21 protein-coding genes are annotated in these 19,436 nt (G+C 70.3%); 14 read left to right on the top strand and 7 right to left on the bottom strand.

What is annotated here, in order from left to right; genetic code table 11:
• Nucleotides 1-61: 61 nt before the first annotated feature.
• The 7 genes from rfaD to JJQ90_RS15725 all read left to right on the top strand — a co-directional run bounded on the left by rfaD (nucleotide 62) and on the right by JJQ90_RS15725 (nucleotide 6,100).
• Nucleotides 62-1,042 (top strand): ADP-glyceromanno-heptose 6-epimerase, encoded by a 981-nt coding sequence (rfaD, locus tag JJQ90_RS15755; RefSeq protein WP_216876989.1) that lies wholly within the window; start codon nucleotides 62-64, stop codon nucleotides 1,040-1,042.
• A 9-nt stretch (nucleotides 1,043-1,051) separates the two neighbouring features.
• Complete coding sequence (lgt, locus tag JJQ90_RS15750; protein WP_216876988.1) at nucleotides 1,052-1,843, top strand: prolipoprotein diacylglyceryl transferase; 792 nt, start codon at nucleotides 1,052-1,054, stop codon at nucleotides 1,841-1,843.
• Nucleotides 1,840-2,838 (top strand): class I SAM-dependent methyltransferase, encoded by a 999-nt coding sequence (locus tag JJQ90_RS15745; RefSeq protein ID WP_216876987.1) that lies wholly within the window; start codon nucleotides 1,840-1,842, stop codon nucleotides 2,836-2,838. The genes lgt and JJQ90_RS15745 overlap by 4 nt, the downstream gene beginning before the upstream one ends.
• On the top strand, nucleotides 2,835-3,593 hold the full coding sequence (gene pgeF / locus JJQ90_RS15740; protein WP_216876985.1) for a peptidoglycan editing factor PgeF: 759 nt from the start codon (nucleotides 2,835-2,837) through the stop codon (nucleotides 3,591-3,593). Before JJQ90_RS15745 ends, pgeF begins: the two co-directional genes overlap by 4 nt.
• Before the next feature lie 59 nt (nucleotides 3,594-3,652).
• The gene (locus JJQ90_RS15735) at nucleotides 3,653-4,588 is read left to right on the top strand and encodes a hypothetical protein (protein ID WP_216876983.1); all 936 of its coding nucleotides are present in this window, start codon (nucleotides 3,653-3,655) and stop codon (nucleotides 4,586-4,588) included.
• A gap of 153 nt (nucleotides 4,589-4,741) precedes the next feature.
• The gene (locus JJQ90_RS15730) at nucleotides 4,742-5,674 is read left to right on the top strand and encodes a ribose-phosphate pyrophosphokinase (RefSeq protein WP_216876981.1); all 933 of its coding nucleotides are present in this window, start codon (nucleotides 4,742-4,744) and stop codon (nucleotides 5,672-5,674) included.
• 102 nt (nucleotides 5,675-5,776) lie between these two features.
• Nucleotides 5,777-6,100, top strand: a complete 324-nt coding sequence (locus JJQ90_RS15725; protein ID WP_216876979.1) for a hypothetical protein — start codon at nucleotides 5,777-5,779, stop codon at nucleotides 6,098-6,100.
• A gap of 27 nt (nucleotides 6,101-6,127) precedes the next feature.
• Here JJQ90_RS15725 and JJQ90_RS15720 read toward each other — a convergent pair whose 3' ends face one another.
• A complete protein-coding gene (locus tag JJQ90_RS15720; protein WP_230410706.1) occupies nucleotides 6,128-7,003 on the bottom strand; it encodes a LysR family transcriptional regulator in 876 nt (291 codons plus the stop codon).
• 118 nt (nucleotides 7,004-7,121) lie between these two features.
• Between JJQ90_RS15720 and JJQ90_RS15715 the strand changes: the two genes are divergently transcribed.
• Nucleotides 7,122-7,766, top strand: coding sequence for an NADPH-dependent F420 reductase (locus JJQ90_RS15715; RefSeq protein ID WP_216876977.1), 645 nt, complete (start codon nucleotides 7,122-7,124; stop codon nucleotides 7,764-7,766).
• Nucleotides 7,767-7,770: 4 nt separating this feature from the next.
• On the opposite strand, the gene JJQ90_RS15710 is transcribed toward JJQ90_RS15715, so the two are convergent.
• Nucleotides 7,771-8,169, bottom strand: a complete 399-nt coding sequence (locus JJQ90_RS15710; RefSeq protein ID WP_216876975.1) for a Zn-ribbon domain-containing OB-fold protein — start codon at nucleotides 8,167-8,169, stop codon at nucleotides 7,771-7,773.
• A gap of 5 nt (nucleotides 8,170-8,174) precedes the next feature.
• On the bottom strand, nucleotides 8,175-9,347 hold the full coding sequence (locus tag JJQ90_RS15705; protein ID WP_216876974.1) for a thiolase domain-containing protein: 1,173 nt from the start codon (nucleotides 9,345-9,347) through the stop codon (nucleotides 8,175-8,177).
• A gap of 114 nt (nucleotides 9,348-9,461) precedes the next feature.
• Between JJQ90_RS15705 and hmgA the strand changes: the two genes are divergently transcribed.
• Genes hmgA through JJQ90_RS15685 form a run of 4 tightly spaced genes read left to right on the top strand, consistent with a single transcriptional unit; the run spans nucleotide 9,462 to nucleotide 14,202 of the window.
• Nucleotides 9,462-10,799, top strand: coding sequence for a homogentisate 1,2-dioxygenase (gene hmgA / locus JJQ90_RS15700; RefSeq protein ID WP_216876972.1), 1,338 nt, complete (start codon nucleotides 9,462-9,464; stop codon nucleotides 10,797-10,799).
• Between the two features lie 5 nt (nucleotides 10,800-10,804).
• Complete coding sequence (fahA, locus tag JJQ90_RS15695; RefSeq protein ID WP_216876970.1) at nucleotides 10,805-12,079, top strand: fumarylacetoacetase; 1,275 nt, start codon at nucleotides 10,805-10,807, stop codon at nucleotides 12,077-12,079.
• Nucleotides 12,080-12,094: 15 nt separating this feature from the next.
• The gene (locus JJQ90_RS15690; protein ID WP_216876967.1) at nucleotides 12,095-13,066 is read left to right on the top strand and encodes a hydroxymethylglutaryl-CoA lyase; all 972 of its coding nucleotides are present in this window, start codon (nucleotides 12,095-12,097) and stop codon (nucleotides 13,064-13,066) included.
• Complete coding sequence (locus JJQ90_RS15685) at nucleotides 13,063-14,202, top strand: CaiB/BaiF CoA transferase family protein (RefSeq protein WP_216876965.1); 1,140 nt, start codon at nucleotides 13,063-13,065, stop codon at nucleotides 14,200-14,202. The genes JJQ90_RS15690 and JJQ90_RS15685 overlap by 4 nt, the downstream gene beginning before the upstream one ends.
• Nucleotides 14,203-14,205: 3 nt before the next feature.
• On the opposite strand, the gene JJQ90_RS15680 is transcribed toward JJQ90_RS15685, so the two are convergent.
• Both JJQ90_RS15680 and JJQ90_RS15675 read right to left on the bottom strand, forming a co-directional pair.
• Nucleotides 14,206-14,937: an aspartate/glutamate racemase family protein gene (locus JJQ90_RS15680; protein ID WP_216876963.1), complete on the bottom strand. Its 732-nt coding sequence runs from the start codon at nucleotides 14,935-14,937 to the stop codon at nucleotides 14,206-14,208.
• 4 nt (nucleotides 14,938-14,941) lie between these two features.
• Entirely contained in the window at nucleotides 14,942-15,985 is a 1,044-nt protein-coding gene (locus JJQ90_RS15675) for a TauD/TfdA family dioxygenase (protein WP_216876962.1), read from the bottom strand.
• Nucleotides 15,986-16,081: 96 nt separating this feature from the next.
• On the opposite strand from JJQ90_RS15675, the gene JJQ90_RS15670 reads away from it, so the two are divergent.
• Together JJQ90_RS15670 and JJQ90_RS15665 are read left to right on the top strand one after the other, a co-directional pair.
• Nucleotides 16,082-17,242, top strand: coding sequence for a M20/M25/M40 family metallo-hydrolase (locus JJQ90_RS15670; RefSeq protein WP_216876961.1), 1,161 nt, complete (start codon nucleotides 16,082-16,084; stop codon nucleotides 17,240-17,242).
• 68 nt (nucleotides 17,243-17,310) lie between these two features.
• Nucleotides 17,311-17,583, top strand: a complete 273-nt coding sequence (locus JJQ90_RS15665) for a hypothetical protein (RefSeq protein WP_216876960.1) — start codon at nucleotides 17,311-17,313, stop codon at nucleotides 17,581-17,583.
• A gap of 1 nt (nucleotide 17,584) precedes the next feature.
• Here the strand turns inward: JJQ90_RS15665 and JJQ90_RS15660 are convergent, their stop codons facing one another.
• Both JJQ90_RS15660 and JJQ90_RS15655 read right to left on the bottom strand, forming a co-directional pair.
• Nucleotides 17,585-18,343 (bottom strand): SDR family NAD(P)-dependent oxidoreductase, encoded by a 759-nt coding sequence (locus JJQ90_RS15660; RefSeq protein WP_216876959.1) that lies wholly within the window; start codon nucleotides 18,341-18,343, stop codon nucleotides 17,585-17,587.
• Nucleotides 18,340-19,392 carry a ketopantoate reductase family protein gene (locus JJQ90_RS15655; protein WP_230410705.1) on the bottom strand — a complete coding sequence of 351 codons (1,053 nt, stop codon included), beginning with the start codon at nucleotides 19,390-19,392 and terminating at the stop codon, nucleotides 18,340-18,342. Before JJQ90_RS15655 ends, JJQ90_RS15660 begins: the two co-directional genes overlap by 4 nt.
• Nucleotides 19,393-19,436 lie beyond the last annotated feature (44 nt).

Here is a 19,436-nt window from a genome sequence, read left to right as displayed (position 1 = left end):
GCCGCGGCCTATACCCCGGTCGCGGCGAGATAAGCGCCGCGGCACGAAGGGACAACCACCGATGTATGTCGTGACCGGCGGCGCCGGTTTCATCGGGTCCAACCTGGTCGCCGCACTCTGTGACCGGGGGGCGGAGGTTCTGGTGGTGGACCGGCTGCGCGAAGGGGTGAAGTGGCGCAACCTGGCGAAGCACGGCATCGCCGGGGTGCTGCCGCCGGAAGCGCTGGCGGATTTCTGGGCGAGCCAGCCGAAGGTCTCCGCCGTGCTGCATATGGGTGCGATCAGCGCGACCACGGCGACCGATGGCGATCTGGTGGCCGCCACCAACCTGACCCTGCCGCTGGCGCTCTGGGCGGAATGCGCGCGACGGGCCATTCCGTTCATCTACGCCTCCTCCGCCGCCACCTATGGCGATGGCGCGCTGGGCTTCGCGGATGATGACAGCGCGGCGGCACTGGCGGCGCTGCGACCGCTGAACCTGTATGGCTGGTCAAAGCTGGCCTTCGACCGGCGTGTCGCGGCGATGCTGGCGCGCGGCTATCCCGCCCCGCCGCAATGGGCCGGGCTGCGCTTCTTCAACGTCTATGGGCCGAACGAATACCACAAGGGCCGCATGGCCAGCGTGGTGTTTCACAAGTTCAACGAAGTGCAGCGCGGCGAGCCGGCCCGGCTGTTCCGCTCCGACCGGCCGGATGTGGCGGACGGCGCGCAGATGCGCGACTTCGTGCATGTCGATGACTGCGTCGCGGCGATGCTCTGGCTGCTCGACCATCCGAAGGTCAGCGGGCTGTTCAACATCGGCTCCGGCCAGGCGCGCAGTTTCCTGGACCTGGTGCGGGCGATGTTCGCCGGGCTGGGCCAGAACGACCGCATCGCATTCATCGACATGCCGCCGGACCTGCGCGGAAAATACCAGTATTTCACGGAAGCCCCGATGGGGAAGCTGCGCGCGGCGGGCTTCGACCGGGCGCCGACGACGCTGGAAGACGGCGTCGGCCGCTATGTGCGGGACTTCCTGTTGAACCCTGACCCGCATAGGTGACCCGGAAAGATGTTCGTGATCGCCTTCCCCGTCATCGACCCGGTGCTGATCGAGATCGGCCCCTTCGCCCTGCGCTGGTACGCGCTGGCCTATATCGTCGGCATCGTCCTGGGCTGGATGCTGGCGCGCCGGCTGATCGCCCTGGCGCCGGTGGCGGCGACGCGCGAACAGCTCGATGACTTCATCACCTGGGCGACGCTCGGCATCATCCTCGGCGGGCGGCTGGGCTATGTGCTGTTCTACCGCCCCGGCTACTACATCACCGCGCCGTGGGAGGCGCTGTATGTCTGGCAGGGGGGCATGTCCTTCCATGGCGGCATGCTCGGCGTCATCCTCGCCGCGCTGTGGTTCTGCCGCCGCCAGGGGCTGCCGGCACTGCGCTTCGGGGACCGCATCGCGCCGGCGGTGCCGATCGGGCTTGGGCTCGGACGGTTGGCGAATTTCGTGAATGGGGAGCTCTGGGGCCGCGTCAGCGACGTGCCCTGGGCCATGGTCTTCCCGACCGGCGGGCCGGAGCCACGGCACCCCAGCCAGCTCTATCAGGCGGCGATGGAGGGGGTGGTGCTGTTCATCATCCTGAACATCCTGGTCCGCATCCCGGCGCTGCGTGAGAGGGAGGGCTTCGTGACGGGCGCCTTCCTGGCCTTCTACGGGCTGGCGCGCTTCATCGGGGAGTTCTTCCGCCAGCCGGATGCGCATCTCGGCTTCCTGCTCGCCGGCACCACCATGGGGCAGTTGCTGTCGCTGCCGATGATGCTGGTGGGCGCCGTGCTGATGCTGCGGGCGCGCCGCCCGGCATGAGCGAGAGGCTCGACCGTTTCATGGCGCGGGCGGTCGCGGCCTATTACGCCCGGCCGGCGACCCCCTTCGGCCGGGCGGGCGACTTCACCACGGCGCCGGAAATCTCCCAGGCCTTTGGCGAGGTGCTGGGCCTCTGGGCCGCCATCGCCTGGGACCAGATGGGCCGCCCGGACCCGGTGCTGCTGGTGGAGGCCGGGCCCGGGCGCGGCACGCTGATGGCCGATGCGCTGCGCGCCGTGGGCGATGTCGCCGCCCCCTTCCGCGCCGCGCTGCGGCTGCACCTGGTCGAGATTTCTTCCAGCTTGCGCGAGGCGCAGGGCCGAATGCTGGGGCCGGCGGTGGAGGGCTGGCATGACGACCTGGCCAGTCTGCCGCCGGGGCCGATGCTGCTGCTCGGCAATGAATTCCTGGATGCGCTGCCGATCCGGCAATTCATCCGGCGCGGCCCAGCCTGGATGGAGCGGCATGTCCGGGACGGGCAATTTGTCGAAGTCCCAACCGACCACCCCCTTCCCGCCGAGGCACCCGATGGTGCTGTTTGCGAGGTCGGGGAAGCGGCGCAGGCCGTGATGGCAGCCCTCGCCACCCGGCTGGCCGCCCAGGGCGGCGCGGCGCTGTTCCTCGACTACGGGCCGGCCGAATCCGGCTTCGGCGACAGCCTTCAGGCGGTGCGCGGCCAGGCGACAGGGCTCGATCCGCTGGCCGATCCGGGCACCGCCGACCTGACCGCCCATGTCGACTTCGCCGCAATGGCCCGCACGGCCCGCGCCGCGGGCGCCGCCGCGCAGGGGCCGCTGCCGCAGGGGCTGTTCCTGCAACGCCTTGGCCTGATGTCCCGCGCCGCCATGCTGGCCCATGGCCGCCCGCGCCTCGCCCGGGAGATCCTGTCGGGGGCGGAGCGGCTGGTGGCGGCGGAGGGCATGGGCCGGCTGTTCAAGGTGTTGGCGGTCTGCGACCCTGCCCTACCTCCCCTTCCCGGATTCGACCCCTCATGACCCCCGGCTTCCTCACGGCGGGCCTGGCCGTGCCGCATGGCTTCTTCACCCGGCAGGGCGGCGTCTCCTCCGGCCCCTATGCCGCGCTGAACTGCTCCCTCTCCGGCCAGGATGATCCGGAGGCGGTGCGCCGCAACCGCGCCGCCTGCGCCCAGGTGCTGGGTGCCGAGGCCGTGCTCGGGCTGGTGCAGGTGCATGGCGTGGCGGTGGCCGATGCCCGCACCCCCTGGACCGATGACACCCGCCCCACGGCGGATGCGCTGGTGACGAACCGCCCCGGCCAGGCGATCGGCGTGCTGACCGCCGATTGCGCGCCCGTGCTCTTCGCCGACCTCCGCGCCGGCGTCATCGGCGCCGCCCATGCCGGCTGGCGCGGCGCCGTGGCCGGCGTTCTGGAAGCCACGGTCGAGGCGATGGAAAGCCTGGGGGCAACCCGGGCCGATATGGCCGCCGTGGTCGGCCCCTGCATCGGCCAGGCGAGCTATGAGGTCGGCCCCGACCTGCGGGATGCCGTGCTGGCGCGATCCGGCACCGACGCCCGCTTCTTCACCCCCGGCCAGCGCGAGGATCGCTGGCAGTTCGACCTGGCCGGCTATTGCGTCGCGCGCCTCGCCGCGACCGGCATCGGCCGGGCCGACGCGCTGTTCCAGGACACGCTGGCCTTGGAGGAAAAATTCTTCAGCCATCGCCGGCGTACCCTGGCTGGCGGCGGGCCGATCGGACACCAGCTTTCCGCCCTCGCTTTGCCCGGGTGAGCCGATGCCCTACGTGATCATGTTCCTGGTACTGATGGTGGTGACCCTGATGGCTTCCTGTGTCTTCGCATAGCCGTCGCCGAGGGTTGCTGCTGCTGGCGCCGCTGGCGCTGGCGGCCTGTGGCGGGTTGCCGCAGCCGTTTCGTGGCCGGCCCGGCGCCGTGGCCCGAAGGCTGCGCCTGCCGCCAGGCTACCGCGTGGCGGTGCCCGATTCCCGGCAGTTGCTGCTGACCGACGCCGATTCCGCCAGCCTCTCACAGGCCATGGCCGGAGCACTGGTGGCCCAGGAAATCCCCGCCGTCGCCGGCAACCCTCTGCCGCTGGATTGGCAGTTGCTGATGACGGCGGAGCGGGATGGCGAGCTGGTGCTGCCCCGCTTCGCCCTGCGCGACGCGGATGGCCGCGCCCTGGGCAACCTGGTCGGCCAGCCGGTGCCGGCGCGCGCCTGGGCGGAGGGCGGCGGACCGCTGCATGCCGAGGTCGCCGGCCAGACAGCCCCGCGGCTCGCCGACCTGATCGGCCGCATCGATGCGCAGCGCCGCACGGGGGATGAGCGCGCCTCCGGCGGCGGCGCCCCGGTGCTGCGGCTGCTGCCGGTGCGCGGCGCCCCCGGCGACGGCAATCGCAGCCTGACCGCCCGCATGCGCGACAACCTGGCCGGCTTCGGCTTCCAGGTGCAGGAGGAGGCGGAGGGTGCGCAATTCGCGGTGCTGGGCGAGGTTTCGGTGGTGCCCTCCGGCCGCGGGGTGCAGCGCGTCGAGATCGTCTGGATCGTCTCCCGCCGCGATGGGGAGGAGCTGGGCCGGGTGCTGCAATTGAACGAGGTTCCGGCGGGCACGCTGGCGGGCCTCTGGGGCGATGTCGCCTTCGTGGTGGCGCAGGAGGCCTCGGGCGGCATCCGCGATGTGGTGACCAATGCCGGCGGCTTTCCCGCCCCTGCGGCCACAACCGGCGCCACGCCAGCCGCCGCCACACCGCCCGCCCCTGGGCGCTGAGGCGCGGCACAGGGCCGCCATGCGCGGCCGTCATCCGCCGGTGATGGACACTTTACCGTCACGTTGCTACCAAGCCGCCCGTCGGAGGCGGGCTTTCTGCCACGGCCGCACTCGCCTTTCTCGCACTCCTTCCCCCCGGGGTTCGCGCTCGTCATGAAGATCATCGCCTGCAACAGCAACCGCCCCCTGGCCGAGGCGGTGGCCGCGGCGCTCGGCATCGCGCTGACCCAGGCCTCGGTCCGCCGCTTCGCCGACATGGAAATCTTCTGCGAGATCCATGAGAATGTCCGGGGCGAGGATGTCTTCGTGGTGCAGTCCACGAGCTACCCCGCGAATGACAACCTGATGGAGCTGCTCATCATGCTGGACGCGCTGCGGCGCGCCAGCGCGCGGCGCATCACGGCGGTGATCCCCTATTTCGGCTATGCGCGGCAGGACCGGAAATCCGGCAGCCGCACGCCCATCTCGGCCAAGCTGGTGGCCAACCTGATCGTCGAGGCCGGCGCGCATCGTGTGCTGACGATGGATCTGCATGCGGGCCAGATCCAGGGCTTCTTCGACGTGCCGGTGGACAACCTGTTCGCCGCCCCCCTGTTCGCCCGCGACATCCAGGAACGTTTCGCCGGCCGCGACCTGATGGTCGTCTCCCCCGATGTCGGCGGCGTGGTCCGGGCGCGCGCCATCGCCGCGCGCATCCACACCGACCTCGCCATCATCGACAAGCGCCGCCCGCGGGCCGGCGTCTCCGAGGTGATGAACGTGATCGGCGAGGTCGAGGGCCGCGACTGCATCCTGGTCGATGACATCGTCGATTCGGGCGGCACGCTGGTGAATGCGGCGGAGGCGTTGCTGAAGAACGGCGCCAAATCCGCCAGCGTCTATGTGACGCATGGTGTCTTCTCCGGCGGCGCCGTGGCCCGCGTGGGCGCGGCCCGGATCGAGCATATGGTGGTGACGGACAGCATCCTGGCCACGGAGGCGGTACGCATTTCCCGCAACATCAAGCAGTTGACCATCGCCCCCCTGCTCGCCGAGGCGATGAAGCGAATCAGCGAGGAAAGCTCGGTCAGTTCACTGTTCAACTGAAATCGACTGTTGCAGTCTGGCGCAAATTAAGCCGGGTTCGGACTGCATCCGGCCATGATTGGCGCGTTTACTGAGTATCCCAACCCAGAAGGGAAGACTCAGATGGAACGCCGCCGCTTTCTCTTCGCCGGACTTGCCGGCGCTCTCGCCGCCACGCTCGGGGGCGTCGCCGCCCAGGCCGCTACCCCGGTCATCCGCCCCGCTGTCACCCCCGAGCCGCAGCCTGCCGCGGAGCCGGCTCTGGCGCGGGAGGAGGAGGTCGATGCGCTGATGCAGGAGGTGCAATGGGGCCCGCCGCCCGGCCGCCCGCGCCCCGGCCGTGGCCCCCGCCGTCGCCGCTGCTGGACGGAGCGCCGCCGCGTCGCCTATCGCGACCGCTTCGGCCGCGTGCGCTACCGCATGGTCGACCGGCGCGTCTGCCGCTGAGGCGGGCGGGCCTGCCGGTCGGGTGGGCTACCTGACCCCGAAGGCCTCGATCACCGCATCGACGAAGCTGCGCACCTTGACTGTCGGCCGGCGTCCGGCGGCGTAGAGCACATGCATCGGCCGCGTCGGGCCCTCATGATCCGGCAGCACCCGGACCAGGCGGCCCGCCGCGATCTCGGAGGCGAGCACATCCTCCGGCCCCAGCGTCACGCCATAGCCCGCGATTGCCGCCTGAAGCAGCGTCTTCCAGTCATTGCTGCGCAGCCGGCCGGTCGCGCGCACTTCCACGCGCTTGCCATCCCGGGTGAATACCCAGCGGCAGGGGATGGAGGGCGACCAATAGGCATATGCAAGGCAGTCATGCTGCTCCAATTCCTCCGGCGTCTCGGGCACGCCGCGTGCTGCGAGATAGGAAGGGGCGGCGCAGGCGATCAGCCGGTAGGGCGCGAGCGGATGCGCCACCAGCGCCGCATCCTGCACCTCACCGATGCGCAGCATCACCTCGAAACCCTCCTCCAGCGGATCGACGAAGCGGTCGTTCAGGGTCAGGTCGATCTGCATCTCGGGATGCCGCGCCAGGTAGCGGGTCACGAAGGGGGCCAGGCTGAAGGCGCCGAAGGTCATCGGCGCATTCACCCGCAGCACGCCCTTGGGCTGGCTGCGCATCTCCTGCGCCAGGGCCTCCGCCGCCTCGGCCTCCAGCAACAGATGCCGGCAGCGGTCGTAATAGGCGCGGCCGATATCGGTCAGGCTCTGCCGGCGGGTGGTCCGGTGCAGCAGGGTGGTGCCCAGGCGGTCCTCCAGGAACACGACATGCTTCGCCACCATCTGCGGCGACAGGCCCAGGGCCTCCGCCGCGGCGGCGAAGGACCCCAGATCAGCTGCCTTCACGAAGACGCCCATGCTGGTGAGGCGGTCGATAATTGCCTCCTATTGGTTGGGAGTGTCGATTATTTTTCACAATTTATCGCCGAACGATAGGGGATTAAGCCCGGCTCTCCATGGATACAGGAGCAAGGCGATGAAGATCGGCGTGATCGGGGCGGGTTTCGTCGGGCGGGCCATCGGCCGGCTGGCGGTGGCGGCGGGGCATCAGGTGATGCTCAGCAATTCGCGCGGGCCGCGGAGCCTGTTCAGCCTGCCCTCCGCGATTGGCTGCGAGATCGGCACGGTCGAGCAGGCGGCGGGTTTCGGCGATATCGTCGTGGTGGCGGTGCCGCTCTCGGCCTATAGCGCGGTGCCCGCGGCGCCCCTGGCCGGGAAGGTCGTGATCGACACCAACAACTACTATCCGGAACGCGATGGCGGCATCGAGGCGCTGGATCGCGGCGCGACCACGACCAGCGAGATGTTGGCGCGGCATCTGCCGGGCTCGCGCATCGTGAAGGCCTTCAACGCCATCACCATGACCGACCTGGAACGCGATGGCCGGCCGGCCGGGGCGCCGGACCGGCGCGCCCTGCCCCTCGCCGGCGATGATGCGTCGGCCAAGGCGCTGGTGGTGGGGCTGGTCGATGCCTTCGGCTTCGATGCGCTGGATGCCGGCGTGCTGTCGGAAGGCTGGCGGTTCGAACGCGGCCGGCCGGCCTATTGCGTGCCGCTGAACGCCGCCAATCTCGCTCGGACCCTGGCGGGCACGTCCCGCCAGGCGGCTCCGGCGGCCTGACGGATCAGGCCGGCGCGAACATCGGCACGGGGGCGCCGGCGGCGCCTTCCGCGTCCTGGGTCGGGCGGAACACCACCCGCACCTTCATGCCGATGCGGATCTCCTCGAAGGCGCAATCGACGATGTTGGTGAAGAGGCGCGGCCCTTCCTCCAGCTCGACATAGGCGCAGGCATAGGGCTGGGCGACGCGCATCACCGTGTAGCTGTAGATGGTGCCGCGCCCGGTGGCCTGCACCACCTCGACATTCGGCGAAAGGGTGAAGGGCGAGGCCCCGCGCGGATAATAGAAATGCCGGCCGGTATCCTTGCACAGCCCGATCAGCAGCCTGCCTTCGGCCGCGGCGTCCCAGACCGGCTTCATGCTCGGATCGACGATGGGCGCGGCGTAGATGCGTTCAGCCATGGCCCTCACTCCCTTTCCAGGATCAGCGTGGCGCTGCCGTGCCGATGGCCGAGCAGCCCGCCCGTGCCATGCGCCAGCGCCAGGCCGCAATCGGCGACCTGCACGGCGGGGTGCGCTTCGCCGCGCAACTGACGCACCGCCTCGATCACCTTGGTCATGCCGCCGCGATTGGCAGGGTGGTTGTTGCAGAGCCCGCCGCCATCGGTGTTGAAGGGCAGCTTGCCCACACCTGAGATCAGGTTGCCGTCGCGCACGAACCTTCCTCCGTCGCCCTTCGCGCAGAAGCCGAGGTCTTCCAGCTGGATGAGCACGGTGATGGTGAAGCTGTCATAGATGCTGGCGTAGCGGATATCGGCGGGCGTCACGCCGGCTTCCGCGAAGGCGCGGGCGCCGGAGAAGCGGGCGCCGGAGAAGGTGAGGTCCGGGTAGCCGCCGAACTGACCCTTTATCGCCTCGCCCGTGCCGCGCACCGCGATGACCGGCCGCTTCAGGGACCTGGCGATCTCGGGCCGAGCCACAATCAGCGCGCCGCCGCCATCGCTGATGACGCAGCAATCGAGGCGATGCAGCGGGTCCGCCACCAAAGGCGAATTCACCACCTCCTCCACCGTCACAACCTTCTTCAGCATGGCGTGGGGGTTGTGCTGGGCGTGATGGCTGGCGGCCACCTTGATCCAGGCGAGATCCTCGCTGGTGGTGCCGAATTCATGCATGTGGCGCATCGCGCACATGGCGTAGCTGCCGGCGACGGTGCGGCCCATCGGGATCTCGAAGGGGTCATCCGGCACCTGTGCGTTCTGTGCCCGCGCCCCGGTGCCGGTCGCCATGCCTTCGCTGCGTGGCCGGCCGGCGAGCGTGATCAGGGCGATGTTGCAGCGGCCCAGCGCGATGGCCGCCGCCGCATGGGCGACATGGGCGAGGTAGGAACTGCCGCCGATATCGGTCGAATCGACATGGCTCAGCCGGTCGAGGCCGAGATAATCCGCCATGGCCAGCGGCCCCATGCCGGGGGCGTCGCCGGCGCAGAAATAGCCGTCGATGTCGTCCTTGCTCAGCCCGGCATCCTGGAGCGCGCCGAAGGCGACCTCCGCATGCAGCTGCGCGACGGATTTGTCCTCCGCCTTGCGGGTCGGGTGTTCATAGGCGCCGACGATACAGGCGCGGCCGCGGAGGCTCATCGGGGGTGGTTCCTCGCGTTGTTCGGGGGGCAACCTGCCGCCCCCGGCGCCGCGCGTCCAGCATCCCCAAGCCGCGTGGATGCCGCTATGCTGCCGCCATCGAGGGAGGCGAGCATGGATATCACGCCGCAACAGACGCTGGTCGCCGCCAATGCCGGCTACATGTCCGGCTTCGGCAATGGCTTCGAGACAGAGGCACTGCCTGGCGCGCTGCCCGTCGGGCGCAATTCGCCGCAGCGCTGCGCCTATGGGCTCTATGCCGAACAACTGTCGGGCAGCCCCTTCACCGCACCACGGGCCAGCAATGCGCGGTCCTGGCTGTATCGCATCCGCCCCACCGTAGCCCATATCGGCCGCTTCGCGCCGCGCGATGCCGGGCTGTGGCGCAGCGCGCCCTGTGCGGAGGAAAGTGGCCTGCCGATCCAGCCGCTGCGCTGGGACCCGCTGCCGATTCCCGAGGCCGGGGAAACCTTCCTGACCGGGATGCGCACCATCACCACCTGCGGCGACATCTCGGGACAAACCGGCATGGCCGCCAGCATCGCGCTGGTCACCCGCAGCATGGTGGACGAGACCTTCTGGAACTCCGACGCCGAGATGCTGGTGATCCCCCAACAGGGCGCGCTCCGGTTCCGCACCGAATTCGGCGTGATCGATGCGGCCCCCGGCGAGGTCGCGGTGATGCCGCGCGGCGCAAAATTCCGGGTGGAGTTGATCCACGACGAACCGGCGCGGGCCTATGTCTGCGAGAATTACGGCGGCGCCTTCACCCTGCCCGAGCGCGGCCCGATCGGCGCCAATTGCCTCGCCAACCAGCGCGACTTTTTGTCGCCCGTCGCGGCCTACGAAGACGTGGAGCGGCCGCAGCTGGTCGTCGTCAAATGGGGCGGGCAGCTCTGGCAGGCGGAGATCGGGCATTCGCCGCTGGATGTGGTGGCCTGGCACGGCAACTACGCGCCCTACAAATACGATCTTTCCCGGTTTTCCCCGGTCGGGCCGCTGCTCTTCGACCATGCGGATCCTTCGATCTTCACGGTGATGACGGCGCCCTCCGAAACGCCGGGCACGGCGAACATCGACTTCGTGCTGTTCCCGGAGCGCTGGATGGTGGCGGAGAACACCTTCCGCCCACCCTGGTACCACATGAACCTGATGAGCGAATTCATGGGCCTGATCCTCGGCCAGTACGACGCCAAGCCGCAGGGTTTCGTGCCCGGCGGGTTCAGCCTGCACAACTGCATGCTGCCGCATGGGCCGGATGCGGAGGCCTTCGAGAAGGCCAGCACGATTGAACTCGCGCCGCACAAGCTGGCGAACACCATGGCCTTCATGCTGGAGACGCGGCTGCCGCAGCGGGTCACGGCCTATGCCGCCGGCGTGGCGCAACGGCAGCCGGATTACGAGGCCTGCTGGTCGGGCCTCCTCAAGAAATTCGATCCGACGCGGCGGTGATCTGGATGCTCGACGACACCCACGATCCGGCGCGGCGCAGCTTCGTCGCCTCGGCCAATGGCCATGCGGATTTCCCGATCCAGAACCTGCCGCTGGGTGTCTTCGCCCCGCCGGGCGGGGCGCGCCGCGCGGGGGTGGCCATCGGCGACCGCATCCTCGACCTGCCCGCCGTCGCGCCCCTGCTGGGCGGCGGCGCGGCGGAGGCGGTGGCAGCGACGCGCGATTGCCGGCTGAACGGCTTCTTCGCCCTCGGCGCGGCAGCGCGGCAGGCCTTACGGGCGGAGCTTTCGGCACTACTGGCCGAGGATTCCCCGGCCGCGGCGGAGCTGGGGCCGGTGCTGCACCGCGCCGCCGACTGCACGCTGCACCTGCCGTCGCGCATCGGCGACTACACGGATTTCTACGCCGGCATCCAGCACGCCACCAATGTCGGCGCACTGTTCCGCCCGGACCAGCCGCTGATGCCGAACTACAAGCATGTGCCGATCGGCTATCACGGCCGCGCCAGCTCCATCGTGCCCTCCGGCACCGCGCTACGCCGTCCGAACGGCCAGCGCAAGCCAGCGGCGGAGGCCACGCCCAGCTTCGGGCCGAGCCGAAACCTCGATTTCGAGCTGGAGCTTGGCATCTGGATCGGCCCCGGCAATGCGCTGGGCACACCCATCCCCATCGCCGAGGCCGCCGACCACATCGCCGGCTACTGCCTGCTGAACGACTGGTCGGCGCGCGACATCCAGGGCTGGGAATACCAGCCCCTCGGCCCCTTCCTGGCCAAGAATTTTTGCTCGACCATCAGCCCCTGGGTCATCACGCCGGAGGCGCTGGCGCCCTTCCGGGTGGCGCAGCCGGCGCGGCCCGAAGGCGATCCGCGGCCGATGGATTATCTGTGGGACGATCATGACCAGGCGGAGGGCGCGCTGGCGCTGGAGCTGGAGGTCTGGCTGACCCTTCCGGGCGAGGCACCCCATCGCCTGTCCACCAGCGATGCGCGCGGGCTGTACTGGACCCCGGCGCAGTTGGTGGCGCATCACGCCTGCGGCGGCTGCAATCTGCAACCCGGCGACCTGTTCGGCACGGGCACCATCTCCACCGAAGCCGGCTACGGCTCGCTGCTGGAGATCACCGCCGGCGGCCGCAAGCCCGTCACCTTGCCATCCGGCGCCACCCGCCGTTTCCTGGAGGATGGCGACACCATCACGCTGCGCGCCCGCGCCCATCGCGCCGGTTTTGCGACCATCGGCTTCGGCGATTGCACCGGCACCATCCTCGCCGCGCCCTGAGGGAAGGAATCGAACATGTCCGACCGGCCGAAACGGGTCGAGTTCCGCGAGGAAGGCCCGCGCGAGGGCTTCCAGATCGAGAAGACCATCTTCCCGCTGGCGGAGCGGGTGAAGCTGGTGGAGGCGCTGGCCGAGACCGGGCTGCACCACATCCAGGTGGCCAGCTTCGTCAGCCCGAAGCATGTGCCGCAGATGGCCGACAGCGCCGAATTCTTCGCCGCCATCCGCAAGAAGCCGGGCGTGCAATATGCGGGGCTCTGGCTGAACGAGCAGGGTTTCGAACGCGCCCGGGCCACGGGGCATGTGGACCTGTCGGGCAAGATTTCGCTCTACGCCTCCGACGCCTTCGCCCAGCGCAACAACCGCTGCTCGGCGGCGGAGATGGCGGAACGCCAGAAGGGTTGGCTCGACCTCTATGCGGCGGCGGGCGTGAAGCCCGAATACGCGATCATCATGGCCGCCTTCGGCTGCAATTATGAGGGCGATATTCCGCCCGCGCGCGTGGTGGAACTGGCGCGCTACGCCCACGACATCTGCGCCGAGCGGGGCGAGAAACTGCCTCAGATCTTCCTGGCGGACACCATGGGCTGGGGCAATCCGGACCAGACGCGGCGGCTGGTCGGCATGGTGCGGGAGGCGCTGCCCGAGGTGCGCATCGGCCTGCATCTGCACGACACGCGCGGCCTCGGCACCGCCAATGTCATGGCGGCGCTGGAGATGGGCGTGGACCTGTTCGACAGCAGCGTCGCCGGCCTCGGCGGCTGCCCCTTCGCCGGCCATGGCGATGCCGGCGCGGCGGGGAATGTCTGCACCGAGGACCTGGTCTTCCTCTGCCACGAACTCGGCATCGAGACCGGCATCGACCTGGAGGCGCTGGTGGACTGCGCGCGGATGGCGGAACGCCTGATCGGCCGCCGGTTGAACGGCCGCGTGATGCATGCGGGATCGCTGGCGAAGTACCGGACGAAGCGGGACGTGGCGGCGTGAAGCCTCTCGATGGTGTGAAGGTGGTCGAGATCGGCCAGGTCTTTGCGGGCCCCTATGCGGGCGCGGTCCTGTCCGATCTCGGCGCCGAAGTGATCAAGGTGGAAAAGCCGCAGGGCGGCGATGATGCGCGGCAGATGGGCCGTGATTTCCGCCGCGGCGATGCGCTGGTGTTTCACGAATTCAACCGCGGCAAGCGCAGCGTGGCGCTGGACCTCAAATCGGCGGAGGGGGTGGCGGTGCTGCATGCGCTGCTCGAACAGGCCGATATCCTGGTCCACAACATGCGCCCCGGCGTGCCGGAATCGCTGGGCCTCGGCGGCGCGGAGACCACGGCGCGCCACCCGCGCCTGATCTATTGCGAGATGGGGGCCTTCGGCCATCGCGGGCCGATGAAGGACCAGCCGGGCTACGAGCCGCTGTTGCAGGCCTTTGGCGGGCTGTCCTCCATCACGGGTGAGCCGGGCGGCAAGCCGGTGCGGATGGGCGCCAGCGTGGTGGACCAGGGCACCGGCATGTGGACGGTGATCGGCGCGCTCGCCGCCCTGCAGCAGCGCGCGCGCACCGGGCGCGGCTGCGTCATCAACACATCCCTGTTCGAAACCGCCTTCGCCTGGGCCAACCAGAAGGTTTCCGCCTTGGTGAACCAGGGCGAGCAGCCGGTGCGGCATGCCTCCGGCCATCCCGGCTTCGTGCCCTATGAGGCCTTCGACGCGTCGGACTCACCGCTGCTGGTCTGCTGCGGCAATGACCGGCTGTTCGGGAAATTCTGCGGGGTCCTCGGCCATGCCGAGTGGATTACGGACGGGCGCTTTGTCACCAACCGCGACCGCCTGGCAAACCAGCACGCGTTGTTGCCGATGATCCGGGAGATCATGCGCAGACGCCGCCGCGTGGAATGGCTCGGCCTGCTGGTGGAGGCCGGCGTGCCCTGCGCGCCGATCAACACCATCGAGGAGATGCTCGCCGAGCCCCAGGCCCAGGCGATGGAGATGCTGGCGACGCCGCCGGGCGAGGATTTCGCCGTGGTCGCCCTGCCGATCAGCTTCGACGGCACCCGCCCGCTGCCGCCTTGTGGCGCACCCAGGCTGGATGCCGATCGCGGCGCGGCTTTCGAGACGCCGCGACCGGTGCCGTAGACGTCAACCCCCGCGCAGCAGCCGTTCCAGCGCCGGGGACAGGCCGATGCCGGTGCGGCCGCTCGGCGCGGCATAGCTGCCGGTGCGAGGCTTCGGCAGGCGCTGGGCGACCAGCGCCTCGGCCAGCTTCACCGCGCAGGTGATGCCATCCAGCAGCGGCACGGGCGAACGATCCTGCAACTGCACCGCCATGCCGGCCAGGGCGGCGCCGGCCAGCACCACCGAATCGCAGCGCGCCGCCATCGCCTCCGCCGCCGCCAGCACCTGGCCGGCGGCGCCATCCGGATTGGCGATGGCCTGCTGCGGCGTCAGCGGCAGGCCCACCACCTCCGCGCAGCGCGCCGTCAGCCCGTGCCGCGCCACCAGCTCCTCATAGGGTCGCGCCTGGCCGAGGGTCAGCACGCCGAAACTGCCGCCGAGCAGGCAGGCGGTCAGGCAGGCCGCCTCCGTCATGCCGATCACCGGGCAGGGCATGAGCTGGCGTGCCGCGTCCAGCGCCGTGTCGTGGCTGACCGCCAGGATGGCCGCATCCACGGCGCCCGCATGCTCGGCCAGGGTCGCCAGCAGCGCATGGGCGGCGATGGCATTCTCCGCCCGCGTCGAGATGACGGAGGGGCCGAATTCGGGCGTGGCGCCGAGGATCTCCGTGCCCGGCGCGGCGGCCGCCTGGGCGGCGAGGACGCAGGCCTCCGTGATCGCCAGGGTCGTATTGGCGTTGACCACCAGGATGCGCATGGCCTCAGCCCCCGATCATGGTGCCGGCGACGGGACCACCGCTGAGCGCCAGCAGCCCCTCCGGCAGGGCGCGGGAGGTTTCGGTCAGCAGCAGCAGGCGCAGCGCCTCCCGCGTCCCCGGCGGAGGCGGCGTGGGGGGCGCCTCCGCGTCGGGCAGCATGACGTCGCCCGCCGACGTCTCCGCGGCCACCTCGGCAATGCCCTCCGCCCGGCGCTTCCAGACCTGAAGCGGATTGAACAGCAGCACGTCACCCGGCCGCACATCGATGCGCAGTGCCAGGCCCGGCTCGGCGCAGATGCTGTCCAGCAGGTCGAGCGCCTGCATCTGCGCGGCGGTCAGCCGGGGCGTTTCCGGCATGCGCTGGGCCGCATCGATCGAATCGCGGGCATAGCGGCCAATGAAGGCGCCGGAGGCGCTGCTGAACACCGGCAGGTTCAGCACCACCCCGCCCGGCGCGGCATGCGGCAAGGGCCGGTGCAGCACTTCCAGCGCGGCGCGGTCGCGCTTCATCATTTCATTGTGCACCGTGGCGGCGGCGACCAGCATGGCGGGGTCCACATCCGGCGGCTGGCGCAGCACCAGCAGCGCCACGACATCCGCCGCATCGGCATGGAAGCGCCAGCGCAGCGCGCCGCCGGCAGCGCTGTGCAAACGCTGCACCGCCCCGCCCTCCCCCGGCAGGGGTCGGCCGAGATGGATGCCGATGGCCGCCAGCAGCGGCTCCGCCAGCGCCTCCCCCAGCCGCTCCAGCGTCAGGCCGCGCAGCAGCACGAAGCCGCGGCCGGTGTCGAGGCGCGTCGCCGCGCCGCGCAGCACGGCGCCGAGACGCGGCAGCGGCGCCTCCGCCGCGGTGGCGGGCGCGCGGCCACCGAGCGCGGTCAGCGCCTGTTCCAGCTCCGCCAGATCCTCCGCGCCGAGTGGAATCATCCAGTCGGAATGGCGCAGGTCGGCGGCGCGCCAGGCGGCCTGGCCGGCCTGGGGCACCAGCCGCAAGCGAGGCGGCACGAGGGGGGAAGCGGCCTGGGGCGGCAGGGGCATGTCACTCATCGCCGGGCACATTACAGCAAAGCCGGCCGGCGCCACATCTTGCCTTGTTGTGCCCCCTGCCCCCAGGCTGCCACCCCTTGCCGGAGACCCTGCGCCATGGATGCCTCGCTGCCCGCCGCCCCTCTGCCCGCGCTGGACCTGCCCTTCGAGATGGAGGCGATGCTGGAGGGTCTGCGGCCCTGGGTGGAATGCGAGAGCCCCACCTTCGACGCGGCGGCGGTGAACCGCATGATGGACCTGGCCGGGCGCGACCTGGCGCTGCTGGGCGCGCGGGTGGAGCGAATCGCCGGCCGCATGGGTTTCGGCGATTGCGTCCGCGCCCGCTTCCCGCACCCCGCCGGGGACACGACGCCAGGCATCCTGGTCCTCGCCCATCTCGATACCGTCCACCCGGTCGGGACACTGAAGAAGCTGCCCTGGAAGCGGGAGGGGGGCACCTGCCGCGGCCCCGGCATCTTCGACATGAAGGGCGGCACCTTCCTGGCGGTGGAGGCCATGCGCCAGATCCTGCGCGCCGGCCTGCCGACCCCCCTGCCCGTCACCTTCCTGCTGACGCCGGATGAGGAGGTGGGCAGCCCCTCCACCCGCGACCTGATCGAGGCGGAGGCGCGGCGCGCCCGCTACGTGCTGGTGCCGGAACCGGCGCGGCCCGATGGCGGCGTGGTGACCGGGCGCTACGCCATCGCGCGCTTCAACCTGCGCAGCACGGGCCGGCCGAGCCATGCCGGATCGACGCTGGGCGAGGGCCGCTCCGCGATCCGGGAAATGTGCCGCCAGGTGCTGGCGATCGAGGCGATGACGACGGAGGACTGCACCTTCTCCGCCGGCGTGATCCATGGCGGGCAATGGGTGAATTGCGTGGCGACGCATTGCGACGCCGAGGTTCTCTCCATGGCCAAGCGGCAGGCGGACCTCGATGCCGGCGTGGAACGCATGCTGGCGCTGAAGCCCGCCGCGCCGGATGTGGCGCTGGAAGTGACGCGCGGCGTGACCCGCCCGGTCTGGGAGCCGGATGCGGGCACCATGGCGCTGTATGAGGTGGCGCGCGGCATCGCCGAACGGCTCGGCTTCGCGATTCCGCCGCAATCCTCGGGCGGCGGCTCGGACGGCAATTTCACCGGCGCGATGGGCATTCCGACCCTGGATGGCCTCGGCGTGGCGGGGGCCGGGGCGCATACGCTGGACGAACACATCGCCGTGGGCAGCCTGGTGCCGCGCGCCAGGCTCTTCGCCGGGCTGCTGTCACGTCTTTCTTGAGATTCACGAAACGTCGCGTTTTTGGCTATTCTCTCATTAACAAATGAGGGACCCGGACAATGCGGCACATGGCGATCTGGACGATGACACTGGCGCTGGGGCTTCCGACCCTGGCGCTGGCGCAAGGCTCGGCAGCCTCCGGCCCCAATGCCGGGGCGCTGCATGGCCAGAACTGGGACATGCGGCAGGACCTGCACACCCCCACCCAGCCCGGCGCCCCGCCGCAGACCCGCACCCAGCGGCTGCGGCAGCAGGCGCGGGAGGCGGAGGCGCGGCGGCGGGCCGAGCAGCGTGCCCGGCAACAGCAGCAGCGGGCCCGCCAGACCCAGGCGCCGCGCTGACCTAGCTCCCGCCATCCACCTGCAGGATCTGCCCCGTCACCCAGCTTGCGAAGGGCGAGGCGAAGAACAGCACGGCATTGGCCATATCCTCCGGCTCGCCCAGCCTGCGCATGGCGATGCGGCCGAGCATCGCCTTCTGGCCTTCCGCCCCATAGCTCTCGAACTGCTTGATCGATGCGGGGTTGGACAGGGCGAAGCCCGGCGCGACCGAATTCACCGTGATGCCGAAGGGGCCGAATTCGCGGGACAACTGGCGGGTCAGCCCGACCAGCGCGTGCTTGGAACTGCAATAGGCCTGGATGCCCGTCAGGCTGGCCTTCAGCCCGGCGCCGCTGCTGATGGTGACGATGCGGCCCGCCTTCGCCTTCTTCATGCCGGGTGCGGCGGCCTTGGCCAGGTTGAAGGCGGCGTGGGTGTTGATGTCGAAGATCGCGTGCCAGTCCTCCTCCGGCACTTCCTCGATCGGGCGCATCACCTGGCCGCGCACACCGCCGGCATTGCAGACCAGCACGCCGATGGGCTGGCCGGTGGCCTTCTCGATATCGGCGATCCAGCCGGCGGCGGCGCCCTTGGCGGTCAGGTCGAAGGCGGCGGTGGTGATGCTGCCCTCGGTTTCCGCTGTTTCCTTCAGCTCATCGGCCGACAGGTCGCAGGCGAAGACCTTGGCACCGAGGCCGGCAAAACCGCGGGCGATGGCGCGGCCATAGCCATGGCCGGCGCCGGTCACCGCCACCACCACGCCGTCATATCGGATGTTCATGCCATCAGCTCCGTCAGGTTCGAATCCGCCATAGGGCGTTCGCCGCGCTCGCATTCATGGATCATGGCGATCAGCCGCTCCAGCGTCGGGCAGGCCAGGCCATGCGCGCGGCCAATCGGCGGCACGGCGCCGATCTGCGCATCGGCGGGCGTCGCACGATGCCGCACCCAGAGGTCACGCCAGATGCCCGAATGGGTCTTTGCGTTGGGGCGATTGAAGGCCTCCATCGCGATCATGGAGGCGCGCGCCGCGTCTTCCGTTCCGCCCGGGCCGAAAGCCGCCGGATCGAATCCGTTGAAGCCGAGGGGCGTCACGCCTTCGGCGCGGGCCACGGCGATGACCTCGCCGCAGAGAGCGCGGACCAGCGGCAGCAGTTCGCTGCGCGCCAGCGTGTCGGCGATGCCCTTCTCGGCCAGGCCCTGGGCATAGAGCAGGCTGGAATAGGCCAGCTTGCCCCAGAGATAGCCCCAGATATTGGGGGTCAGCACCGCATCCGGCTCGAAGGTCGCGGCCAGCAGCGCGTGCAGCGCCTGGACGCGTGGCGTGGTCGCGCCATCCAGCTCCCCCACCACCACGGCGCCGCGATTGCCGTAGAGGATGCGGCCGGGCTCGATCCAGTCGGCGCCGAAATTGACGAAGGCGCCCATGGTGCGATGCGCACCGCAGACCTCCGCGATCACCCGCTCGCACAAGCCGTTCTGAAGCGACAGCACATAGCCATCCTCGGCCAGATGCGGCAGCAACTGGCGGCAGGCAGCTTCCGTGTCGTGGGTCTTCACGGCCAGGAAGATGCGGCGGAACACGCCCTTCACATCACCTGGCAGCGAGGCCGGGGCGCTGACCTTCATCTGCGCGACCGGCCCCTCGATCACCAGCCCGCGCGCCGGATCGGCGATGGCGGCGACATGGTCGGGCACGACGTCGCAGAACACCACCGCGTGGCGGGCGCGCACCAGATGGGCGCCGACCGTGCCGCCGATGGCGCCCGCGCCCCAGATCAGGATCGGCCCATGATCCACCGCCTCCCGCGCCCCATCCCTGCCTGCCAAGCCCAGTCCCTCCATTGCCATGCCGGCCATGCGCCCGGCGCCCT

Source organism: Falsiroseomonas oleicola, from assembly GCF_019029495.1.
Classification (GTDB): domain Bacteria; phylum Pseudomonadota; class Alphaproteobacteria; order Acetobacterales; family Acetobacteraceae; genus Falsiroseomonas; species Falsiroseomonas oleicola.
Note: the sequence above shows the minus strand (reverse complement) of the source record. Positions and strands in the feature narration are given on the sequence as shown.

Excerpts from the sequence above, each read along its gene's own strand:
- JJQ90_RS15675 (WP_216876962.1), bottom strand. The coding sequence starts at position 15,985 with ATGAGTGACATGCCCCTGCCGCCCCAGGCCGCTTCCCCCCTCGTGCCG.
- JJQ90_RS15725 (WP_216876979.1), top strand. The coding sequence starts at position 5,777 with ATGGAACGCCGCCGCTTTCTCTTCGCCGGACTTGCCGGCGCTCTCGCC.
- JJQ90_RS15705 (WP_216876974.1), bottom strand. The coding sequence starts at position 9,347 with ATGAGCCTCCGCGGCCGCGCCTGTATCGTCGGCGCCTATGAACACCCG.
- JJQ90_RS15720 (WP_230410706.1), bottom strand. The coding sequence starts at position 7,003 with ATGGGCGTCTTCGTGAAGGCAGCTGATCTGGGGTCCTTCGCCGCCGCG.
- JJQ90_RS15660 (WP_216876959.1), bottom strand. The coding sequence starts at position 18,343 with ATGAACATCCGATATGACGGCGTGGTGGTGGCGGTGACCGGCGCCGGC.
- fahA (WP_216876970.1), top strand. The coding sequence starts at position 10,805 with ATGCTCGACGACACCCACGATCCGGCGCGGCGCAGCTTCGTCGCCTCG.
- JJQ90_RS15715 (WP_216876977.1), top strand. The coding sequence starts at position 7,122 with ATGAAGATCGGCGTGATCGGGGCGGGTTTCGTCGGGCGGGCCATCGGC.
- JJQ90_RS15745 (WP_216876987.1), top strand. The coding sequence starts at position 1,840 with ATGAGCGAGAGGCTCGACCGTTTCATGGCGCGGGCGGTCGCGGCCTAT.
- JJQ90_RS15690 (WP_216876967.1), top strand. The coding sequence starts at position 12,095 with ATGTCCGACCGGCCGAAACGGGTCGAGTTCCGCGAGGAAGGCCCGCGC.
- JJQ90_RS15680 (WP_216876963.1), bottom strand. The coding sequence starts at position 14,937 with ATGCGCATCCTGGTGGTCAACGCCAATACGACCCTGGCGATCACGGAG.
- JJQ90_RS15665 (WP_216876960.1), top strand. The coding sequence starts at position 17,311 with ATGGCGATCTGGACGATGACACTGGCGCTGGGGCTTCCGACCCTGGCG.
- JJQ90_RS15730 (WP_216876981.1), top strand. The coding sequence starts at position 4,742 with ATGAAGATCATCGCCTGCAACAGCAACCGCCCCCTGGCCGAGGCGGTG.
- JJQ90_RS15710 (WP_216876975.1), bottom strand. The coding sequence starts at position 8,169 with ATGGCTGAACGCATCTACGCCGCGCCCATCGTCGATCCGAGCATGAAG.
- pgeF (WP_216876985.1), top strand. The coding sequence starts at position 2,835 with ATGACCCCCGGCTTCCTCACGGCGGGCCTGGCCGTGCCGCATGGCTTC.
- hmgA (WP_216876972.1), top strand. The coding sequence starts at position 9,462 with ATGGATATCACGCCGCAACAGACGCTGGTCGCCGCCAATGCCGGCTAC.
- JJQ90_RS15670 (WP_216876961.1), top strand. The coding sequence starts at position 16,082 with ATGGATGCCTCGCTGCCCGCCGCCCCTCTGCCCGCGCTGGACCTGCCC.
- lgt (WP_216876988.1), top strand. The coding sequence starts at position 1,052 with ATGTTCGTGATCGCCTTCCCCGTCATCGACCCGGTGCTGATCGAGATC.
- rfaD (WP_216876989.1), top strand. The coding sequence starts at position 62 with ATGTATGTCGTGACCGGCGGCGCCGGTTTCATCGGGTCCAACCTGGTC.